General features: G+C 36.6%; 15 protein-coding genes. 8 read left to right on the plus strand and 7 right to left on the minus strand.

Annotated elements, in window-relative coordinates; translation table 11 throughout:
* Positions 1-6: 6 nt before the first annotated feature.
* From HNP38_RS09165 to HNP38_RS09180, 4 genes are all read right to left on the minus strand, one after another.
* On the minus strand, positions 7-1,947 hold the full coding sequence (locus HNP38_RS09165; RefSeq protein WP_184188148.1) for a putative porin: 1,941 nt from the start codon (positions 1,945-1,947) through the stop codon (positions 7-9).
* Between the two features lie 145 nt (positions 1,948-2,092).
* Positions 2,093-2,893 carry a hypothetical protein gene (locus tag HNP38_RS09170; RefSeq protein WP_184188151.1) on the minus strand — a complete coding sequence of 267 codons (801 nt, stop codon included), beginning with the start codon at positions 2,891-2,893 and terminating at the stop codon, positions 2,093-2,095.
* Between the two features lie 24 nt (positions 2,894-2,917).
* Complete coding sequence (locus tag HNP38_RS09175) at positions 2,918-4,330, minus strand: RagB/SusD family nutrient uptake outer membrane protein (protein ID WP_184188154.1); 1,413 nt, start codon at positions 4,328-4,330, stop codon at positions 2,918-2,920.
* Between the two features lie 13 nt (positions 4,331-4,343).
* Positions 4,344-7,109, minus strand: a complete 2,766-nt coding sequence (locus HNP38_RS09180; RefSeq protein WP_184188157.1) for a SusC/RagA family TonB-linked outer membrane protein — start codon at positions 7,107-7,109, stop codon at positions 4,344-4,346.
* Positions 7,110-7,242: 133 nt separating this feature from the next.
* Here HNP38_RS09180 and HNP38_RS09185 point away from each other — a divergent pair, with 133 nt between their 5' ends.
* Both HNP38_RS09185 and HNP38_RS09190 read left to right on the plus strand, forming a co-directional pair.
* Positions 7,243-9,156: a S8 family serine peptidase gene (locus tag HNP38_RS09185; RefSeq protein ID WP_184188160.1), complete on the plus strand. Its 1,914-nt coding sequence runs from the start codon at positions 7,243-7,245 to the stop codon at positions 9,154-9,156.
* Positions 9,157-9,193: 37 nt separating this feature from the next.
* Positions 9,194-9,838: a hypothetical protein gene (locus HNP38_RS09190; RefSeq protein ID WP_184188163.1), complete on the plus strand. Its 645-nt coding sequence runs from the start codon at positions 9,194-9,196 to the stop codon at positions 9,836-9,838.
* Positions 9,839-9,945: 107 nt separating this feature from the next.
* Here the strand turns inward: HNP38_RS09190 and infB are convergent, their stop codons facing one another.
* The 3 genes from infB to rimP all read right to left on the minus strand — a co-directional run bounded on the left by infB (position 9,946) and on the right by rimP (position 14,676).
* Positions 9,946-12,876: a translation initiation factor IF-2 gene (gene infB / locus HNP38_RS09195; protein ID WP_184188166.1), complete on the minus strand. Its 2,931-nt coding sequence runs from the start codon at positions 12,874-12,876 to the stop codon at positions 9,946-9,948.
* An 80-nt stretch (positions 12,877-12,956) separates the two neighbouring features.
* Positions 12,957-14,192: a transcription termination factor NusA gene (gene nusA, locus HNP38_RS09200; RefSeq protein WP_184188168.1), complete on the minus strand. Its 1,236-nt coding sequence runs from the start codon at positions 14,190-14,192 to the stop codon at positions 12,957-12,959.
* A 16-nt stretch (positions 14,193-14,208) separates the two neighbouring features.
* A complete protein-coding gene (rimP, locus tag HNP38_RS09205) occupies positions 14,209-14,676 on the minus strand; it encodes a ribosome assembly cofactor RimP (protein WP_184188171.1) in 468 nt (155 codons plus the stop codon).
* A 215-nt stretch (positions 14,677-14,891) separates the two neighbouring features.
* On the opposite strand from rimP, the gene HNP38_RS09210 reads away from it, so the two are divergent.
* Genes HNP38_RS09210 through HNP38_RS09235 form a run of 6 tightly spaced genes read left to right on the plus strand, consistent with a single transcriptional unit; the run spans position 14,892 to position 21,551 of the window.
* Entirely contained in the window at positions 14,892-16,217 is a 1,326-nt protein-coding gene (locus HNP38_RS09210) for a UDP-glucose dehydrogenase family protein (protein WP_184188175.1), read from the plus strand.
* The gene (locus HNP38_RS09215) at positions 16,204-17,127 is read left to right on the plus strand and encodes a glycosyltransferase family 2 protein (protein WP_184188178.1); all 924 of its coding nucleotides are present in this window, start codon (positions 16,204-16,206) and stop codon (positions 17,125-17,127) included. The genes HNP38_RS09210 and HNP38_RS09215 overlap by 14 nt, the downstream gene beginning before the upstream one ends.
* 1 nt (position 17,128) lies before the next feature.
* Positions 17,129-18,388, plus strand: coding sequence for a hypothetical protein (locus HNP38_RS09220; RefSeq protein WP_184188182.1), 1,260 nt, complete (start codon positions 17,129-17,131; stop codon positions 18,386-18,388).
* Positions 18,385-19,464 carry a dTDP-glucose 4,6-dehydratase gene (gene rfbB, locus HNP38_RS09225; RefSeq protein ID WP_184188186.1) on the plus strand — a complete coding sequence of 360 codons (1,080 nt, stop codon included), beginning with the start codon at positions 18,385-18,387 and terminating at the stop codon, positions 19,462-19,464. The genes HNP38_RS09220 and rfbB overlap by 4 nt, the downstream gene beginning before the upstream one ends.
* A 13-nt stretch (positions 19,465-19,477) precedes the next feature.
* Complete coding sequence (gene rfbA, locus HNP38_RS09230) at positions 19,478-20,338, plus strand: glucose-1-phosphate thymidylyltransferase RfbA (RefSeq protein WP_184188189.1); 861 nt, start codon at positions 19,478-19,480, stop codon at positions 20,336-20,338.
* A gap of 25 nt (positions 20,339-20,363) precedes the next feature.
* Positions 20,364-21,551, plus strand: a complete 1,188-nt coding sequence (locus HNP38_RS09235; RefSeq protein WP_184188192.1) for a UDP-N-acetylglucosamine 4,6-dehydratase — start codon at positions 20,364-20,366, stop codon at positions 21,549-21,551.
* The last annotated feature ends 1 nt before the right edge of the window (position 21,552 follow it).

Raw genomic sequence — 21,552 nt, forward strand, 5'->3', positions numbered from 1 at the left:
CTGCTTTTAGTTGAACAAATACCATACAATTCCGATATTCAGCCTGAAATCATATACCGGATAATGCGGAAATGCATATGCCTTATTATGGGAAAGAAGCGTACCTATCTGCTGCCCTTCTATGAAGAAGAACATTTTTTTGACTTTCATATTGAAGTAAACATCCACAACAGGCTGCCCGCCAATGGAGAATGAATTGGCATTGGGAAGTATGTATTCGTTAAGTACCGGGAAATAATCCCTCGACGCAAATTTGGAAAAGTAATATACTTTTATCCCTGTCTGAATTTCCGCAGCCTTTTTAAATGCCTGAGCCTGGTAGAAAATATTGGCTCTTCCGATAAAGCCCGGCATTGGATATAGCTCTTTATTGCTTAAAGCATTCTGGAACTGCAATCTTGTATTCAAATGAAAGTTGCCATAGCTGAAAGTAGCATCTCCTCCGATTTGGGAGATATTTAAAGAGCTTTCGCTTTGCCTTGGCATAGCGCTACTGTCAAAATAAGTATAATTGTCAATTCTGAAATAATTGGCAAACAGTTCGGTTTTAAACCATTTCAGGTTGATACTTCCTCCTATTTCAGTAACGGACTGATTTTTAGCACCCTGTAAATAGTAATTGAAATTTTTATATACCGATGTATTAAGCAGGTAATTGAATGTAGGATACACACTCTGGAAGTTTACTTTGGCATTCACAAAATATTCCTTAATCGGTTCGAATTTCAATTGATTGGTTGTTTTCAAGTAGTTTCCGAACTGGCTCCCGTTTGAAAATTCAAGAAATGAGTTCAGCCGTACCTTATCCCATAATTTCACCTGCAGGTTTCCTAATGCTCCCAATCTGTTTTCCTTAAGCTCGGTGGGATATGGAACATCATTTACAATAACTCCTTCTTCAATACCGAACTTCAGCATCTGATAGCGAACTCCCGCATCAAGTCTTATTTTTTCATTATCTAAAACAAGGCTAACGGTATTGCTTAAGTTATCAGAATATTTCTTTGTAGAAAGAGGAAATCCGCCTATCAATTCATTCTGATTAGTGTACCAATAAGGCTCTAAACCGTCCTGACTGTAAAAGTATTTATTCCCCTGATGAAAAATGGTATGCCTTATCCTAAAGGGAAATTTTTCCGAATTGAAAGGGGTAAACTGATGGCTCAGATAATATCTTCTATAGGAAAACTGGGAACTTGTGGAAGCCAGGTTAACCTGGGCATTCTGCCTGTTCCTGTAATCACTGTCCCCGCTTTGGAAAAGATCGTCTTCAAGAATCCCACCATTTTCCTGATTGTTTACATTCTGATGCAAGTAGTGGGCAAAAATCTCATAATTGCCTTTTTTTGTAATATAATGCCCTGAGAATAATGTATTATTATTTGAAGCCAGAGAATTCCTGTAAAGCCCCTGTGAACGGAGTCCCATATATTCCACTGCAAAATTGAACCTTTTCCCGATATTTTGCGTGTAGGTTGATTTCAAGGTAGCACCGTTTCTCATAGAGTTATGATAAACAAATGCTGCCGTCGGAGTTTTTACATCGTAATAAAGGATGTCATTTACTCCCAAAATCCCATAAGATTTATTGGTGGGAAGCAAGGCCAGATTCTGTTCAGCATTGGTCTCATAAGACAGCGGGTTGAATCCCGATCCTACATTGGCAAATTGGATCCTGCCAAAATTATCCCTGTTATTATACTGTGAGAAGATGTACGTCTTATCAAAGGTCATTACGGTATCGAAAACCTTCTTTTCAGAAAACTGGGTCTGATATTTATAATCTTCAATTGTCGGTTTAAATATTTTTAAGGAATCTTTTTTACCTGAGTCTATGACTAAAGTATCTTCTAATTTCTGCGCAATTTTATTTGAGTCTGTTTTATTTACGACTTGTGCATTGGCAATAAGGCCAAAGAAGATTGCTATAAGAAATATGTATTTCATGTGTTCATGTATATCATTCAAAAAAGTCACATGGAGCCTTAAGATTCCATTATCAAATTTTGTAAGGCAAAAATAAGAAATAAAAGGAAAATAAAAAGCCCCGTCTAGGAAACGGGGCTTTTATTTTAGAAAGAACTATTAATTATTATATTCCTTGGAATACTTCTTTTTGATTACCGAATGTTCCTGCAGGAACATAGTAGTTCATATAAACAGTCAGCTTTCTGGTACAAGGATTGAAACTTGAAACTAAAGCACCATCAGTAGAAGATTTAACTTTAATCATTCCATAGGAAGGGTGAATATATCCTGTTTCCTGACCTTCAGGAACACTAACAGCAAAAGTTGTAGGATTATAGTTTAAAATTAGATCATACCCAACATCAAAGAAATCATCAATGATTAACTGATTTGCAACACTAGGATTCTCTTTTATTTCAAATTGTCCACCAGGAGCATTATACCACCAAGTTTCAGTATTATCAAATATACCTACAAAATTGGCGATAGGGCATGTTAGAGACATATTCAATTTATATGTCTGATCAAAACCGGCATTTGGTAAAGAACCTGACTGTAATTTAAATGTTGCTGTTTTTCCATCCTGAGTTGCGGGAGCCTTATAAATTCTAATGGTAAACTCACCACCAGTTTCACCTGCTCCTAAATCATCAGTATCATCCAAAATATCAAAATCAGTTCCCAGAACAGCTGTAGATTGGGTAGCATCAAATACTAACTTAACCTGGTGGCTTCCTTCAACAGCCTTGATACTTCCATAGCTTATTTTATAATCACTATAAGTTTGGGAATTAAGTACAAATCCGTTACCAGCAACTCCTTTGTTAAAGTTTAACATGGAATCACCTTCATAATTATCTGCCTCAGCTTCTCTACAAGCAAAAAACATTAAGCAGCCTATTAGTAAAAACAATATTTTTTTCATTTTATACAAATTTAAGAATTAACATTAGTATCCAGGGTTTTGCTGAATATTTGGATTAGCCTGAGTTTCAGCCGTGGGGATTGGATAAGTATATCTGTTTATATCACTCAAAGTCGCAATTGGATTCAATGGATATATATCAACACCTTGTCTTGTAATAAGTTTTCCATTTCTCTTTAAGTCAAAGAAACGTGATCCTTCCCATGCAAATTCCTTATATCTTTCATCTAAAATTTTAGTAATTGCATCATTCTGATCTGTAAAAGCTACTGAAGTTCCAGCATTTCTAGATGTTCTTAGGGTAGAATATGCAGTGAAAGCAGCAGCAAGATCAGGAGATGCTTTTCTTGCATTTGCTTCAGCTAAGATCATATAAAGATCTGCTACTCTGAAAACTTTAGCATTGTTTACTCCATAATTCCCAGTAGTACCTGGATATTTATTAACTATAAAATTGTTATATGGGCTTGCTGCTGTCCCTGCAAAATATCTTGACCTTCTAAAGTCAGTAGCTGTAAATTTACCATATAATGTTACACTTGGACTCCAGTAAATTCTTCCTCCACTCGCTACTGCATTTGTAGTAAATAATGTTCCCGGAGCAGAAGAAGCTGAATTAGGGATATTAGTTTGGAAGAAAATCATTTCCGTTGTGTTAGTATCTGTCCATATTGCCTGAACTGTAGCTGCAGTATTCGCTAAGGTACTGTTAAATGCCAATGCCTGATTTGCATAGGTAATAGCCTGATCAAAATTATCCATTTCAAGAGCTATATATGCCTGTAAAGTTCTAATAGCACCCTGATTAAATCTGTTCTTAACAGTGACGCTTGCTAATAGAGGATAAGCAGCATTACAATCATCTATAATGGCCTGATAAGTAGCCTGCATTGTAGGCCTAGATGGCTGAGCATAAATATCGTCAGTAACTACATAAGGTACTCCTAAAGCACTTGGGTTATATTTCGGAGAAAATGATCTCACTAATAAAAAGTGATTAAATGCTCTAAGAGCTAATGCTTCTCCTTTTAATTGATTTTTTAAATCTATATCTGCGGGAGTAGTAGCCTGAATTTTATCAAAATTCAGTAATAATTTATTTGCACTTGATATAGATCCATATGCTCCGTACCAAACACCTGCAAACTCACCTGTTCCTGATGTGAAAGTCCAAGAATGAACTTCTTTTCCCTGTCCATCATTATTAATACCAAATTTTAATTCGTCAGTAATTAATGCTTGAGCATATATATTAGAGCCTAACGGCATTTTTGAATACGCTCCTAAAATAACCTCTTCAGAATGTTTAACAGTTTTAAATACATTCTCCTCAATTACTCCATCAGGATCTAATTGATCTTCAACTAAATTGGTACAACTGAACATACATAATGATGCTATACCTACTAAAAAAATTCGTATCTTATTGTTTGTCATAATTTTTCAGATTTTAAAAATTAAATTTACATCCAAATGTAATTGTTCTTGAGAACGGATATTCATAAGAACCTATATTGTTACTATCGTCCGGATCTAAGCCTGTCCATTTTGTCCATGTATATAGATTGTTTCCAATCGCAAATATATCTATCCCGTTCATAAATCCTAAGAAATTCCCTGAAATATGATAGTTTAATCTTACTTCTTGTAATCTTAAGAATGAAGCATCTTCAATATCTTTGGAACTAAACTGTCTAGGGAACTGGTAACTTTGAACATCAGTAACCTGACCAGGAGTAGTCCACATATTGTTCATTACAGTAGATTGGTTATACTGCTGTGCAAAGTTTGGATTTTCCATGAAATAAGACTCATTATTGAATCTAAAGTATTTAGCTTTGTATCTGAAGTTTGCAGTAGCTGTAAACCCTTTGTACTTAAATTCAGCACCAAATCCACCAAATATTTCAGGTTTAAAAGATCCCCAATTTGCAGTAGCATTAGAATCAGAATATACATTCGTTACATTTCCATTAGCATCATAGTATAATGGTTGTCCGTTCGAAGAATCTACTCCTGCCCAACCTACTATATAATGAGACCCATATGGAAGACCTACACGAATAATTGATGTACCCTGTTCAAACTCTGTAACTCCTCCTAAAGAAGTAATTTTGTTCTTAACTTGGCTAAAGTTTCCAAATAATGATAATGAAGTATTTTGAGTACGTAAAACATTTAAATTAAGGTTAATTTCATACCCTTTATTCTCCATTTCTCCTCCATTATAGTTCTCAATAGTTCCGAAACCTGTTGTTCCAGACAAACTATAGTCTATATATAAATCTGAAGTTTTTCTAGTATAGTAGCTCAAACTACCTGAAACTCTATTATTCCATACTGCAAAGTCTAAACCAAGGTTCAATTCTTTTGCAACCTCCCATTTATAATTATCATTTCCAGGAACAGTTGGAACTAAAGTAGAACCTCCTGCATAGCTACCACTACCGTAGTATTGTGAAGTCTGATATGGACTTATTTGTTCAATATCAATTTGATTTCCAGCCTCTCCATAAGTAATTCTTGGTTTCAATTCATTTATAAATCCAATTGAACTCATAAAGTTTTCTTTATGCATTAACCAAGCACCTCCTATACCATAAAAAGTACCCCATTTAAAATTGGTTCCAAAGTTAGACGCACTTTCTCTTCTTATACTACCATTGAATGAATACTTTCCATCATAAACATAGTTCACATTTCCCATGAATGCTACTCTGTGATAATTTGTTTTACCTCCTGTTACAGTTGGAAGGAAATCAGCAGAAACTAAAATAGCTGCCGGGCTATTATAATATAAATCATTTAATCCAAATCCTGTATAACCAAAAGTTCTTACTGTTTTAAAGAAATATTCATAAAGAGCTGTTGCCGCTAAATCATGCTTTTCACCAAAAGTATTTTTATAACTTAATGAAGTATTATTAATAATACTTGAAATCTGGTTATTTGCTCTTCCTAATGATCCTCTATTTCCAGTTACTCCATTCATTCCTAAATATGTATTAGGATCAACAAATGTTTCTGTATTATAAGATGTATGGTCAACACCAACAAATTGTCTTGCAGAAAGGTTTTTGAAAATCTGATAGGTTCCAGTTAAGCTTGATACCAATTTCAACTCTTTTCTATTACCAATTCTGGTATTCATCGTTTGTAGAGCATTACCCCCAACATGTGAAGCACCAGTGTTATATTGACCGTCTGGTAAATATGGATCATCACTAGGAGGAGCAAGGAACATACCCACTACCGGGTTGTTCAAGTTTATAGCACCTTCCGAACTAACCGTATTTCTATCCCCATAAGCAAAAGTATTATTAAACTGTAAAGTAAACTTTTCGCTTGGTTTAGCAAATAAATTAATCACTGCAGAAGTTCTTTCATAATCAGATTCTCTGATAATACCTTCCTGATTTAAGTATCCTATTTGAGTAAAGTAATTGAATGTATCTGAACCTCCTGTTACAGCAAAATCGTGCTGACTGAATGTTCCATTTCTAAATATTAATTTTTTCCAATCAGTATTCTTTGTAGAAAGTGCAGCAATTTCCTGATCTGTATATGGAGCATTTGTATAAATATTATTTAATCCCATACTTCTTCGGAACGTATGCCATTCATTAGAATTCATCAAAGAAACTTTATCGTTAGCTCTTGTAGAAACTCCATACTGACCTGTATAGGTAACCAATGCCTTTTGTCTAGCACGACCTTTTTTACTGGTTAAAAGTACAACCCCAGCACCTCCAGATGCTCCATATTGAGCAGCAGTAGCAATATCTTTAATTACACCAACTTCTTCAAAAGAGTTAGGATCTAACAATTGGAAAGCATTTGATGAAATCGGAACTCCATCTAAAACATATAATGGTGTAGTTGTTCCATTGATAGTGTTCGTACCACGAATATCAACTCTAAAATTAGAAGAACCTGGCTGACCTGAACCAAAAGAAATGTCTACCCCAGCAAGCTTTCCTGTTAAGGCCTGTTGAACTGTAGCACCTGGAGTACTCTCAATATCCTCCGCTTTTACGGAAGCAACATCACTCGTGGTATTTTCTTTCTTCATCTTCGTGTAACCTAAATTTACGATTACTACCTCTTCTATATCTTTGATAGTATCTTTTTTAGGTTTTGTTTTTTGAGCGGTAACCAATTGCCCTCCAATAAAGAACAAGACACCCGCACTCAGCATACGTAATTTAACATTCATATTAACAAATATTTAATATTATTTGGTGCAAATATGTTAATAATTATTAAAACAGCCAAATTTTTTAACTTTTATTTTGCTATAAAATATATAATAAGAGAATTTATATATATTTGCTTAAATTTGTATTAAAATGAAAAAATGTGTTTATTTATTAGGAAGTTTGTTAATCATTCCGTTTTTTTCGAAAGCCCAAACTTTGGAGGATCGAAGAAAAATAGCATCCTATTCAAATCAGATTGAAAATCAAAAGCTTTTAAAGTATCTAAGTACAGAAGATAATCTACGTAAAATCAGATTGGAAAATTTTCTAAACGAAAACCCGGATTTTAAAAAGACCATTATATCAAGGAACAATGGAATTCAAGAATTAATGGATGTTTTGCTTACTGGTGAAAAAGTATATGCCAGAACTGATAATTTTGGTGCCTCCATTACAGCTAGAGCAGATAACTTATATAATGGAGGAAGTCTAGGAATAAATATCCAGGGTCAGAATATGACAGCAGTTGTTTGGGATGGAGGAAATGCTAGAGATACTCATCAGGAGTTCATGGTAGGGGGTGTGAGCAAAATTACATTGGCTGATGGTATTAATTATCAAGATCATCCAACCCATGTCACCGGTACCATCTGTGCACAAGGAATTAGTTCATTAGTCAGAGGACTTGCATTTAACTCATCTGTAACATCATATGACTGGACTTCTGATTTAAGTGAAATGTTAACGGAAGCATCAACAGGTTTATTAGTTTCTAACCATTCATATGGCATTGGACAACTTGGTAGTGTTTGGTTTTATGGAGCTTATGATAGTAGAGCACGCCAAATGGATAATATATGTTATAATAACCCATATTATCTTCCTGTAGTTTCCGCAGGAAATGATCGTAATTCTACTGATGCTCCCGGTTCTACTCAGATTGTAAACAAAGGAGGTTATGATATGATCTTCGGTCATGGAAATGCCAAAAATGTGATAACAGTGGCAGCTGTAGGTCAAGTTTCAAATTACACGGGACCATCAAGCGTAGTTATGTCTTCGTTTAGTAGTTGGGGACCATCTGATGATGGAAGAATCAAACCAGAGATATCTATGAAAGGGGTTAGTGTAAGATCTACATTATCTACTTCAGATACCGCAACAGGTATAATGTCTGGAACATCTATGGCTTCTCCAGGTGTCACAGGTGTTGTTTTACTTTTACAACAATATTATAATCAGCTTTATAGTGGCTTTATGAAGGCTTCAACTGTAAAGGGCTTAATTTTACATACAGCAGATGAGGCAGGAGACTTTATAGGTCCGGATTACCAGTTTGGATGGGGACTTATTAATGCACAAAAAGCAGCGATTGCTATTCGGGATAGAAATAATACCTCGGGTACAAAAAGCATAATACAAGAATTAAATTTAAGTAATGGAGCCACTTATACTAAAACTATTACAGCCAGTGGTATAAATCCATTAAAGGTTTCAATTTCATGGACAGATCCACAGGCAACCACTTCTAATAATGGTACCACTGATCCTTCCACAAAATATCTGGTCAATGATCTTGATGTAAAGGTTACAAAAGAATCAAACACCTATTATCCTTGGAAATTACAGGGAATGGGAGCTCCTTATGATTCCGCAAGCAATACTACAACTAATGATGTTGATAATTTTGAAAGAGTAGATATAGATAACCCTTCAGGAACCTATACTATTACTGTAACTCATAAAGGTTCATTATCCGGTGGAAGCCAAAACTTTTCGTTAATTACGACTTCTGATAACCTTACCAGTTTATCAACGGTAGAAACAAGTCTTCTTGAGCAAGGAGTAACTTTTTACCCTAACCCTACTAAAGACTACATCAATATCAATGAAAAGGATAAAAACTTAAATATATTTGTTTATGATGTTTCAGGAAAATTAGTGATTAATTCAATAGTTTCTGACAATAAGATTAATGTTAGCAAATTATCTAAAGGGAACTACATACTTAAATATACTGATAAGGAAGGAACAAATAAGACCTTCAAATTCATTAAAGAATAAGTGGACTAATAATTGATAATTTAAAAAAACTTATTTTATGAAAAATATATTTTATTTATTTCTACTGGTAAACTCTCAGCTTTGTTTTGCTCAAATTGGGCTAGGAGTTAATGCACAATCTTTTTATGAAAGACTTTATTTTAAAAATAATCAGTATGATTACAAGGATATTAAAGGGAGTCCATACTTAAACACTGAATTCCAATTAGCCCAAATAGGTGATTATAAAGATATCCCTGCAAGGTATAATAGCTATACGGATTCTTTCGAATTCAAAAAAGATGGGCAAACTTATATTGTTCCAAAAGAGGATAATCTTGGTAAGATTGTTTTTCAGAATTCGGCAAAAACTTTCGTTCTTTTGAATTTAGATGGAGTCAAAACATATTTAGAAGAAGTTGATAAAGAAGTTGTTTTATTAAAAAAAATAACCACAACGTTTAAAGATTTTAAAAAAGCATCTACAAGCTATGAAGAAGACGTTCCTGCCAGTTTTGTTCAACAACCTCCAAAATATTTTCTGTTAAATGATAGAAGATTAGTAGAAGCTACAAAGAAAAGCCTAAGCAATAGTTTTCCGGAAAAAGAAAAGTCTTTAAAGGATTTTGTCAAAAAAAAGAATCTTAGCTACGATAAAGAATCTGATCTTATCAAGATTGTATCTTTTCTAAAAGATAAGTAATTGGTTCTGAATAAAATAATAAAGCCTGCTCTTATAAGAGCAGGCTTTATTATATAAAATATCTAAAATTTTCACATAAATAATAGTTGAAGAAGAGTAACTATTATTTATTTCAGCTTTTTCTTAACAGCTACCTCTTCATAAACTTCAAGAATATCCCCTACTTCAATATCATTATATCCTTTCAGATTTAACCCGCATTCGTACCCTTTCGTTACTTCTTTCACATCATCTTTGAAACGTTTTAAACTTTCCAGTTCTCCATCGAACTTCACGATTCCGTCACGAAGCACCCTCACTTTTGAATTTCTGGTCACTTTTCCTGAAAGGACCATACACCCTGCAATTGTTCCAACTTTAGAAATCTTGAATATTTCCCTGATCTCAACATTTCCGATCACCTGCTCCTTGATCTCAGGAGAAAGCATTCCTTCCATTGCTTCTTTTACTTCTTCAATGGCAGCATAGATTACAGAATATGTTCTGATCTCAATTTCTTCCCTGTCAGCCAGATCTTTAGCATTAGCACCGGCTCTTACGTTAAATCCGATGATAATTGCATCAGAAGCCGTAGCTAGGTTAACATCAGATTCCGTGATCTGACCTACTCCTTTGTGAAGAATATTTACATTGATCTCTTCAGTAGATAACCTTTGCAACTGATCGGATAAGGCTTCCACAGAACCATCCACATCCCCTTTCAAGATGATATTCAATTCTTTAAAGTCACCAAGAGCAATTCTTCTGCCCAGTTCTTCAAGTGTCGTATGCTTTTTAGTTCTGATGGAAAGTTCTCTTTGAAGCTGCTCTCTTTTATTGGCAATAGATTTCGCCTCACTTTCATCTTCATAAACCTTGAATTTATCACCAGCCGTAGGAGCGCCATCCAAACCTAAGATCGTAACAGGAATTGACGGTCCGGCCTCTTTAAGATTCCTTCCTCTTTCATCCAGCATCGCTTTTACCTTACCATGATTTTTCCCTGCCAATACATAATCCCCTACTCTCAGAGTTCCTGTTTGCACCAATACGGTAGAAACATATCCTCTACCTTTATCCAATGAAGCTTCAATAACAACACCCTGTGCGTTTCTGTCCGGATTGGCTTTCAATTCTAATAATTCTGCCTGAAGCAATACTTTTTCCAATAAAAGATCAACATTATTACCAAATTTAGCAGAAATCTCCTGAGACTGAACATTACCTCCCCATTCTTCAACAAGGATATTCATCCCGGAAAGCTGTTGACGTACATTATCCGGATTAGCATTAGGCTTATCTACCTTGTTGATTGCAATAATCATTGGTACTCCGGCAGCCTGAGCGTGAGAAATCGCTTCTTTGGTTTGAGGCATCACATCATCATCCGCTGCAATCACAATAATTGCAATATCCGTGATCTGTGCACCCCTTGCCCTCATCGCCGTAAAGGCCTCGTGACCCGGTGTATCCAGGAAGGTAATCCTTTGCCCGTTTTCTAGTTTCACGTTATAAGCACCAATGTGCTGTGTAATTCCTCCGGATTCCCCGGCAATTACATTTGTTTTTCTGACATAGTCAAGCAATGAGGTTTTACCGTGGTCTACGTGCCCCATTACGGTTACAATCGGAGCTCTTGATACAAGATCCTCTTCATTGTCAACAGTTTCTTCTGTTTCTGATTCTTCAAGATCGGCATCAGAGAACTCGATTTTATATCCGAATTCATCAGCTACCAGTAATAAAGTGTCTGCTTCAAGCCTCTGGTTCATCGTTACCATCACTCCTAATGAGAAACAGGCAGAGATCACCTCGGTTGGCGAAACATTCATTAAGCTTGCCAACTCACCTACCGTGATAAACTCAGTAACTTTTAAAGTTCTGTCCTGAGCTTCAAGCTCCTGCTGGCGCTCATCCTGTTCTCTACGGAAAACCCTTTTGTCTTTTCTGTGTTTTGCAGATTTGGATTTACCTCCTTTATTGGTAAGTTTCTCAAGGGTTTCCTTGATTTGGTTTTTAACTTGCTCATCAGTCAGTTCAACAGGCATAACTCTTTGTCCTGGCCTGTTATTCTGACCTCCTTTCTTGAATCCTCCTCCCTGACCCTGCGGGCGGTTTCCCTGATTATTGTTTCCGAAACGATTTCCTCCCTGACCACCTTGACCTTGCGGACGGTTTCCCTGTCCGCCTTGTCCCTGTGGACGATTTCCCTGGTTTCCTCCATGAGGACGATTCCCCTGGCCTCCACCCTGGTTGTTATTGTTTCCTCCTTGCTGGTTAGGTCCTGTATTTTGGTTAGGCCCTCCAGGCTTCTCAATTCTTTTTCTTTTTTTCTTAGCTCCGGAGCTTGGTTTTGGAGCAAATTGAGTCAAATCAATTTTCTCTCCGACAATTTTAGGACCGTCAAGTTTTTGATATACGGTCTCAATTTTCTGGGGCTCCTGAGACTCATCCGCCGTCTTTTGAGGTTCCTGCTTTACTTCAACAGGTTCAGCTACGGCCGGTTCAGAAACAGGCTGTGGAGTTTCTTTAATAACCTCCGCAGGTTTTTCTTCTTCTTTTTTCTCTTCAGCCTTAGGCTTATCTTTTTTAGCAGGCCTGTTTCTATTTTCTATCTGAGACAGATCAATTTTATCCAGAACTTTGAATTCCTGTTTTTCTGGGGCCGCCTTCTCTTCCGGAGCAGATACAGCTTCCTGTTTCTCTTCAACAGGAGCAGGAACTTCTTCGGTTTCAGGTTTTTTAGTTTCTAAATCTATTTTACCTAAAATCTTAGTTTCTGGTTTTATATTAGCTTTAGCTCTTATTACTTCAGGGGTTTTCTTTTCTTCGATCTCCAGTTTTTCTTCCGGTACCTTAGTGATCACCACCTCATGGGAAGCTTTACGTTGTTCGCCATCCTTGGCAAACTCAGCCTCCAATGCAGAATATGCCGCTTCTTCCAATTGAGCGTTAGGGTTGCTTTCAACCTCGAAGCCTCTGGATTGTAAAAACTCTACTAATCTGGACATCGAAATGTTGAATTCCTTAACCGCTTTATTTAATCTAATTTTTGGCATCTATATTATTTACTATTTTTTTTAATTCTTAAAATTAAAGTATTTCTTTTTTACTGTTTATTAAAATTTATTCAAAAATCTTAATCTTCAAATTCTTCCCTCAGAATACGTTTTACATCTTCGATGGTTTCCTCTTCCAGATCCACCATATTCAAAAGACTCTCCGTCTCCTTATCCAATACGGATTTAGCAGTAGTAAGACCTACTTTCTTAAATTCATCCAAAATCCACTCTTCAATATCATCATTAAATTCTTTCAATTCAACATCGTCATCCTCGCTGGATTCTCTGTATACATCAATTTCATATCCTGACAACCATGAAGCTAATCTGATATTCTGCCCCTGCTTTCCGATCACTTTGGAAATCTCTTCAACCGGGGTATATACCAATGCATAGCTGTCTCCCTCGTTGATGTCAATTTTATTGATGGTAACATTTCCTAGAGCTCTTTTTACCAGGATCTCAGGGTTTTTAGACCACTGAATAACATCGATATTTTCGTTTCTCAACTCTCTTACAACGCCATGAATTCTGGATCCTTTAACACCCACACATGCTCCTACAGGATCTATTCTGTCATCATAGGCATCTACTGCAATTTTCGCCTTTTCCCCGGGAATTCTCACTACTTTTTTCAGCATAATAGTCCCATCCTGAATTTCAGGAATTTCCAGCTCCAACAGCTTCTCTAAGAACTTAGGTGCAGTTCTGGAAATAATAATCTGAGGCTTAGAGCCTTTAAAGTCTACTGTTTCTACAATAGCTCTGATATTTTCACCCTTTTTAAAGAAATCGGACGGGATCTGATTTTCTTTTGGCAAAATGAATTCGTTCCCTTCATCATCCAGCAAGATAACATGCTTGTGACGGATGTGATGGATCTCCCCTACTACAATCTCCCCGATCCTGTCTCTGAACTGCTCATACAACATGGCATTGTTATGCTCCTGTAGTTTTGTAGCCAAGATCTGTTTCAGGGTAAGGATATTTCTTCTTCCCAATTGAGCCACAGGAATTTCCATGGTATACTCTTCCCCTACTTCGAAGGTAGGATCTATTTTCTTGGCTTCAGAAATTTCAATTTCCAGATCATCGTCTTCAGACATTTCGTCTTCAACGATGGTTTTATTTAAAAATATCTGAAAATCTCCTTTGTCCGGGTTTACAATCACATCAAAATGGTCATCTGAGTCAAATCTTTTTCTTAAAAGAGTTTTCAGTGAGTCTTCAATAATTGCCATAAGATCAATTTTACTGATCCCTTTTTCGTCTTTAAAATCACCAAAGGATTCAATCAACGCTATATTATCCATCTATTCTTTTTTCTTTTTAAAATTTAATTACTACCAACGCTTTTTTAATCTCCGTGTAAGGAATTTCTTTTTCCTCTTCCACATCTATTTTACCTTTTCCGATATCTTTTGGTTTTCTGTATCGTAAGATAAGTGTGATCTTCTCTTCATCCACTTTTGACAACTCTCCTTCAATTTTGGAAGAATCCTCAAGCAGAACTTCAATATCCCTTCCTATGTTTTTGCTGAATTGTCTGGGAGTTGCCAATGGTTCGCTCAATCCTGCAGACATTACCTGAAGGCTGAAATCATGTTCTTCGCGGTCCATATTAAATTCTATGGCGCGGCTTGCATCCAGACAGTCCTGTAAAGAAACCCCATTGTCTCCATCTAAAATTACCGTAATATCATCCCCGGCTGAAATCTTTAAATCAATCAGAAATAAATCTTTTCTTGTCTCAAGGAACTCATTTAACAGCTCTTCAATTCTTTTTCTAAACTCCATAAATTTATTCTGGTTTACCTGTACGAAAAAAGGCTTTCTTCCGAAGCCTTCTCATTTTTTTCCGTAAATCCAATGCAAATATACGCCTTTTTTCTGAAAATACAAAAATCATCTTAATTATCAGACCAATAAGCTAAATTTTATTTATCATAAAATTAAAAAACACCTTGAGAGTATTTTTATTATTTTTGCCAAGAATTTATAAAACATACATTTTGAATATAACGATTGTAGGTACAGGTTATGTAGGTTTAGTTACAGGAACTACTCTTGCAGAACTTGGCAATTCAGTATACTGTGTAGATATTGATGAGAAAAAAGTAGAAGGTATGAAAAACGGCATTGTTCCCATATATGAGCCGAACCTTGAAGAAATGTTCTTAAGAAACATTCAGGCCGAAAGGTTATTTTTCACTACCGATTTAAAAGAGGCTTTGGATAAAAGCGAAGTGGTATATCTTGCCCTTCCCACTCCTCCGGGAGAGGATGGCTCTGCAGACCTTTCCTATGTGCTGCAGGTAGCGAACGACATTGGGGAAATTATGACAGAGTATAAAGTCATTGTTAATAAAAGTACTGTTCCTGTAGGAACCGCAGACAGGGTAAGAGAAGTGATCGCCTCCAAAACCAATATTCCTTTTGACGTGGTCTCCAATCCTGAGTTTTTGAGGGAAGGTTTTGCTGTAGAAGACTCTATGAACCCGGCAAGGGTAGTTGTGGGATCCAGCTCTGAAAAGGCTAAAAACATTATGGCAAAGATCTATCAGCCATTTACCAATACGGGAATTCCTATTATTTTCATGGATGAGAAATCATCTGAACTTACAAAATATGCAGCAAACTCTTTCTTAGCGGTTAAAATCACGTTCATGAACGAAATTGCCAACTACTGTGAAAAGGTAGGCGCTGACGTTGACAAGGTGAGGTTGGGAATGGGAAGCGACGACAGGATCGGGCACAGATTCTTATTCCCTGGCATCGGATATGGCGGAAGCTGCTTTCCGAAGGATGTAAAAGCATTAATAAAATCCGGGAAGCAGGAAGATTTTAGCTTCCAGATCCTGGAGGCTACGGAAAATGTAAATACGGCTCAGAAAGTAATCCTTGTATCGGAAATTGAAAAATTCTTCGGAGGCAATCTCGAAGGAAAAACCATTGCTATGTGGGGGTTGGCCTTTAAAGCTAATACGGATGACATTCGTGAAGCGTCTTCTTTAGATAATATAGATCTCTTATTGAAAAAAGGGGCAAAAATTGTGGCCTATGATGCTGTGGCCGAAAGTAATGTACAAAGGCTTCTGGGAGACAAGATAGAATATGCAAAAGGTATGTATGATGCCCTTGACAATGCAGATGCTTTATTCATTGCTACAGAATGGCCTGAATTCAAGAATCCGAATTTTGAACTTATGGCTAAAAAAATGAAGAACAAAGTGATCTTCGACGGAAGGAATATGTATCCACTGGAAATTCCCGAGCAAAACGGATTTTATTATAAGAGTATCGGACGAAAAACAATTTTTGCTGATGGAGTCTCCTAAAATAGCTGTACTTGTTCCCTGCTATAATGAAGCTTTAACTATCGGAAAAGTTGTAAAAGATTTCAAAACCTATCTTCCCAATGCTGATATTTATGTCTACGATAATAATTCGAAAGATGAAACCGTAGCCATTGCAAAGCAAGCGGGAGCTATTGTACGCCACGAAAAAAGACAGGGAAAAGCCAATGTGGTATTCAAAATGTTTCGGGAGATCGATGCAGATATGTATATCATGATCGACGGTGACGACACTTATCCTGTGGAATGTGTTCAGGAAATGGTAGACCAGTTTGTTGAGAACAACTGTGATATGCTGGTGGGTGACCGCCTTTCCAATAACAGTTATAAGAAAGAAAACAAAAGGGCTTTCCATAATTTCGGAAATAATTTGGTAAGAAACCTCATCAATGTATTTTTCGGTTCTGAGCTGAAAGATATATTGTCCGGATACAGGATATTCTCAAAGAAGTTTGTTAAAAATTATTCCAGTTCCATCAAAGGGTTTGAGCTGGAGACCGATCTTTCCATCTATTCACTGCATTATGGTTTGGCCATTGAAGAATATTCGATAGATTACAGGGACCGGCCAGAAGGAAGTGTTTCAAAACTTAATACATTCTCCGACGGGTTTAAGGTGATCAAACTTTTTTTCAATCTGGTAAGGCTTTATAAACCGCTGCTATTTTTCGGAATGTTGTCTCTCGTATTGTTTATTGTCGGTTTACTATTCATGATCGTTCCCATCAGAGAATACTTCCAATATCAATATGTGTACAAAGTTCCTACCCTTATATTTTCAATAATGCTGACCATTGTAGCTTTACTTTCTTTTACAACGGGACTCATTCTGGATAATATAAGCATCATCGACAAAAAGAATTTTAAAAGACGATATAACAACACAAAGTAACATGAAAGAAAAATTTATTTTTCTTCTATTCACTGTTTTATTTTTCTGTAGCACCCAGTTCAATCTGTTCCATCTGATCCCAAAGGAAAGGTTTGAATACAGCAGGGTTGAAGTTTCCGAAACCCTGGTTATCGGCAAACTTTTAAATTCACAACATGGAGCTATATTTGATGATGGCGGGTTTACGGGTACTTTTTATTGTGATGAGGACTTTTCTAATAGAATGAAAGCCGGAAAAAAGTCCTATTTAAAGTACATTAATAATGAACGTCCTGAAAAACACCTGTATGCTCCTTATAAATCTCAGATTGGAGGGCAAGCTATATTATACAGTGTTTTTGACAAGGTCTTTAATTTGGACAACAGTGTAAGTATTTTTATTTTCAGGGCAATCAACTCCTTATTGCTCAGCATTGTACTGACCGGATTTTTATTATGGGTAAAGAGAAAATTTGGTTTAATGACCAGTATCACGGGCTTCCTCCTTTTATTTTTTAATTATTGGATATTTCTTTACGGAAAAAGCACCTGGTGGTGCAGCTGGGTTTATTTTTTACCCTTTGTGTATTCCCTTTCATTTTTTGAAAAGTACGGGGAAACGCCCAATATCAGGAAGTATATTGCCGGAATGTCATTTTTATTTTTATTGAAGTTCTGGTTTACTGGCTTTGAATTTATTACCGTATTCCTGATCGCATCAGCCATTCCATATATTTATTACCGGTTCGAAAATAAGCTTTCCTTCTATTTTCAATTTATCGGAAGGCATTTTTTGATCGTGATTATTCCACTTATCATCAGCATTTCATTCCAGCTGTATCAGTTCAGGCTTTTGACAGGCAATTTCAATGACGGAATATCGCATCTTCTGGATGCTTATACAAGAAGAGCCAACGGAGCTTATTCTTATAACGGCGAATATAGTTACCTGAACACCTTGAAGCAATACCACCTGGATATTGTTACCCGGTATATCGGAGGATCATTTATCAGTGAGGATTTCATTAAGCTTCCTTTTATCATCATTATTGGTCTGGGGATTGCATGTTCAGTATTTTTATATGTTAAAAACATTGAGCGAAGACTGATTGCCGTAACCTGGTTTTCCGTAACGGCACCGCTCAGCTGGCTCATCTTATTCAAAGAACACGCACACATCCATCCCCATATCGATTTTTTCATTTGGTATTGTCCGTTTCTTTTATTAGTAATACTTTTAATATCTTTGACACTTAACTTTTTTTTCAAAACATTAAAATGAAAAATATAATCATCACAGGAGGTGCAGGATTCATCGGTTCCCATGTTGTAAGAGAATTTGTAAAAAACAATCCTGACACAACGATCATTAACCTTGATGCCCTTACATATGCAGGCAATCTGGAAAACCTGAAGGACATTGAAAATGAGCCTAATTATGTTTTCGAAAAAGCCGACATCACAAGGCCGGAAGAACTCAGAAAAATATTTGAAAAATATAATCCGGACGCTGTAGTACATTTAGCTGCCGAAAGCCATGTAGACAGAAGTATTACAGATCCTATGGCATTCATCAATACAAATGTGAACGGAACAGCCAATCTTCTCAACCTCTGCAAGGAGTTCTGGACATTGAATCCGGATCACACTCATGGAAGGTTCCCGGACGAGAAGAGAAATAATTTGTTTTACCATGTTTCTACAGATGAAGTGTATGGAAGCTTGGGAGAAACCGGTTTCTTCCTGGAAACAACTTCTTATGATCCGCAGTCTCCGTATTCAGCTTCCAAAGCAGCTTCCGACCATTTGGTAAGAGCTTACGGGAATACCTATGGGATGCCTTTTATTGTTTCAAATTGTTCCAATAATTACGGGCCTAATCATTTCCCTGAAAAATTAATTCCGCTTTGTATCTCAAATATCATCAATGAAAGGCCATTGCCCATTTATGGTGACGGAAAATATACCCGTGACTGGTTATTTGTAATTGATCATGCAAGAGCTATCCATCAGATCTTCAATGAGGCTAAAACCGGAGAAACCTACAACATCGGAGGGTTCAACGAATGGCAGAATATTGATCTGGTGAAGGAGCTTATTAAACAAATGGACGCTAAACTCGGAAAACCGGAAGGGCATTCTGAAAAGCTGATTACTTTTGTAAAAGACAGACCGGGACACGATAAGCGATATGCCATTGATGCAACTAAACTAAACAGTGATTTGGGATGGAAGCCTTCTGTAACTTTTGAAGAAGGCCTTTCAAAAACGATTGACTGGTATCTTGAAAATAAAGAATGGCTTGAGAATGTAACAAGCGGAGATTATCAGAAATATTACGATAAACAGTATAACTAATTCAATACACAAGATGAAAGGTATCATTTTAGCCGGAGGTTCAGGAACAAGGCTTTATCCACTTACCATTGCGGTGAGCAAGCAACTAATGCCTGTTTATGATAAACCAATGATTTATTACCCTCTTTCGACTTTGCTTTTAGCAGGGATCAAAGATATCCTGATCATTACTACCCCTCATGATCAAGAGAGTTTTGTCAAGCTTTTGGGAGATGGCTCACAGATCGGCTGCAATATAGAATATACGGTACAGCCAAGCCCTGACGGACTGGCTCAAGCTTTTATTCTGGGAGATAAATTTATCGGGGATGATTCCGCGGCTTTAGTATTGGGGGACAATATTTTTTACGGTTCCGAAATGGGAACTTTGCTAAAAAATAAGACCAATCCTAATGGCGGAGTTGTTTTTGCTTACCACGTATCAGATCCTGAACGGTATGGTGTGGTAGAGTTTGACGATAATTTCAAAGCGGTTTCCATAGAGGAAAAACCTTTAAAGCCTAAATCAAACTATGCTGTTCCCGGGCTTTATTTTTATGATAATGAAGTGGTGGAAATTGCAAAAAACATACAGCCCTCTGCAAGAGGAGAACTTGAAATTACAGATGTAAATAATGTCTATTTAAGTAATGGCAAACTTGAGGTGGGTGTTTTGGACAGAGGTACAGCATGGCTGGATACGGGAACATTTGATTCCCTTCATGATGCGTCCGAATTTGTAAGCGTCATTGAAAAAAGGCAGGGCTTTAAGATTGGGTGTATTGAAGAAATTGCTTTCAGGAATAAGTTCATCTCTGAAGAAAAACTTCTTGAAACGGCATCAAAATATGGGAAAAGCGGATATGGTGAATATCTGAGAAACCTTATTCATTAAATCTCCAACTATAATATAGCTAATAATGGATATTCTGAATTTAATAGGCAGAAACCAGGAATTATTCCTTACTGATATTTCGGGGAAGGAAAAAGAACTCAGGGAGATCATCAGAGACTCCTCATTTCTTGTCATAGGAGGTGCCGGTTCCATTGGGCAGGCAGTGACCAAAGAAATTTTTAAAAGAAACCCGAAAAAACTTCATGTTGTAGATATCAGTGAGAACAATCTGGTGGAACTCGTAAGGGACATCAGAAGTTCCTTGGGGTATATAGATGGTGATTTCAGGACATTTGCCCTGGATATAGGATCGGATCTTTATGATACGTTTATAAAGATGGACGGGAAATATGATTATGTTCTTAATCTTTCCGCCCTAAAACATGTAAGAAGCGAAAAAGATCCATTCACATTAATGAGAATGATTGATGTGAATATCTTCAATACGGAAAAAACGGCACAGCAATGTATAGAAAACGGCGCAAAAAAATATTTTTGTGTTTCTACGGATAAAGCCGCCAACCCGGTGAATATGATGGGAGCGTCAAAAAGGATCATGGAAATGTTCCTGATGAGAAAAAGTAAAGAAATCAAGATTTCTATGGCAAGATTTGCCAATGTAGCTTTTTCTGACGGTTCCCTTCTTCATGGCTTTAATCAGAGAATTCAGAAACTGCAGCCTATTGTAGCTCCCAATGATATTAAGCGGTACTTTGTGATCCCGAAGGAATCAGGGGAACTATGCCTTATGTCTGCTATTTTCGGTGAAAACAGGGATGTTTTTTTTCCTAAGCTGAGCGAAAACCTGCATCTTATAACATTTGCCGAAATTGCTGAAAGATATCTTGAACAGTTAAACCTTGAACCTTATCTGTGTGAAACAGAGGAAGAAGCAAGAGGTAAAGTTTATGAACTGGCAAAGCAAAAAAAATGGCCGTGTCTGTTTACAAAAAGTGATACAACAGGAGAAAAAGATTTTGAAGAATTCTATACTGACAATGAGACTCTGGATATGAGCACCTTCAAAAATTTAGGTATCATTAAAAACGAACTTTCCGTTGAGGAAGAAAAGCTGAATATGTTCACTCAAAAGATCAACGGCATGAGAGCTTCCGGAAACTGGGACAAACATGAAATTGTAGATCTGTTCAATGAAATGATCCCTAATTTCAACCATAAGGAAACCGGTAAATACCTGGACTCTAAAATGTAAT

This window comes from Chryseobacterium defluvii, assembly GCF_014204415.1.
GTDB classification, from domain to species: Bacteria; Bacteroidota; Bacteroidia; order Flavobacteriales; family Weeksellaceae; genus Chryseobacterium; species Chryseobacterium defluvii_A.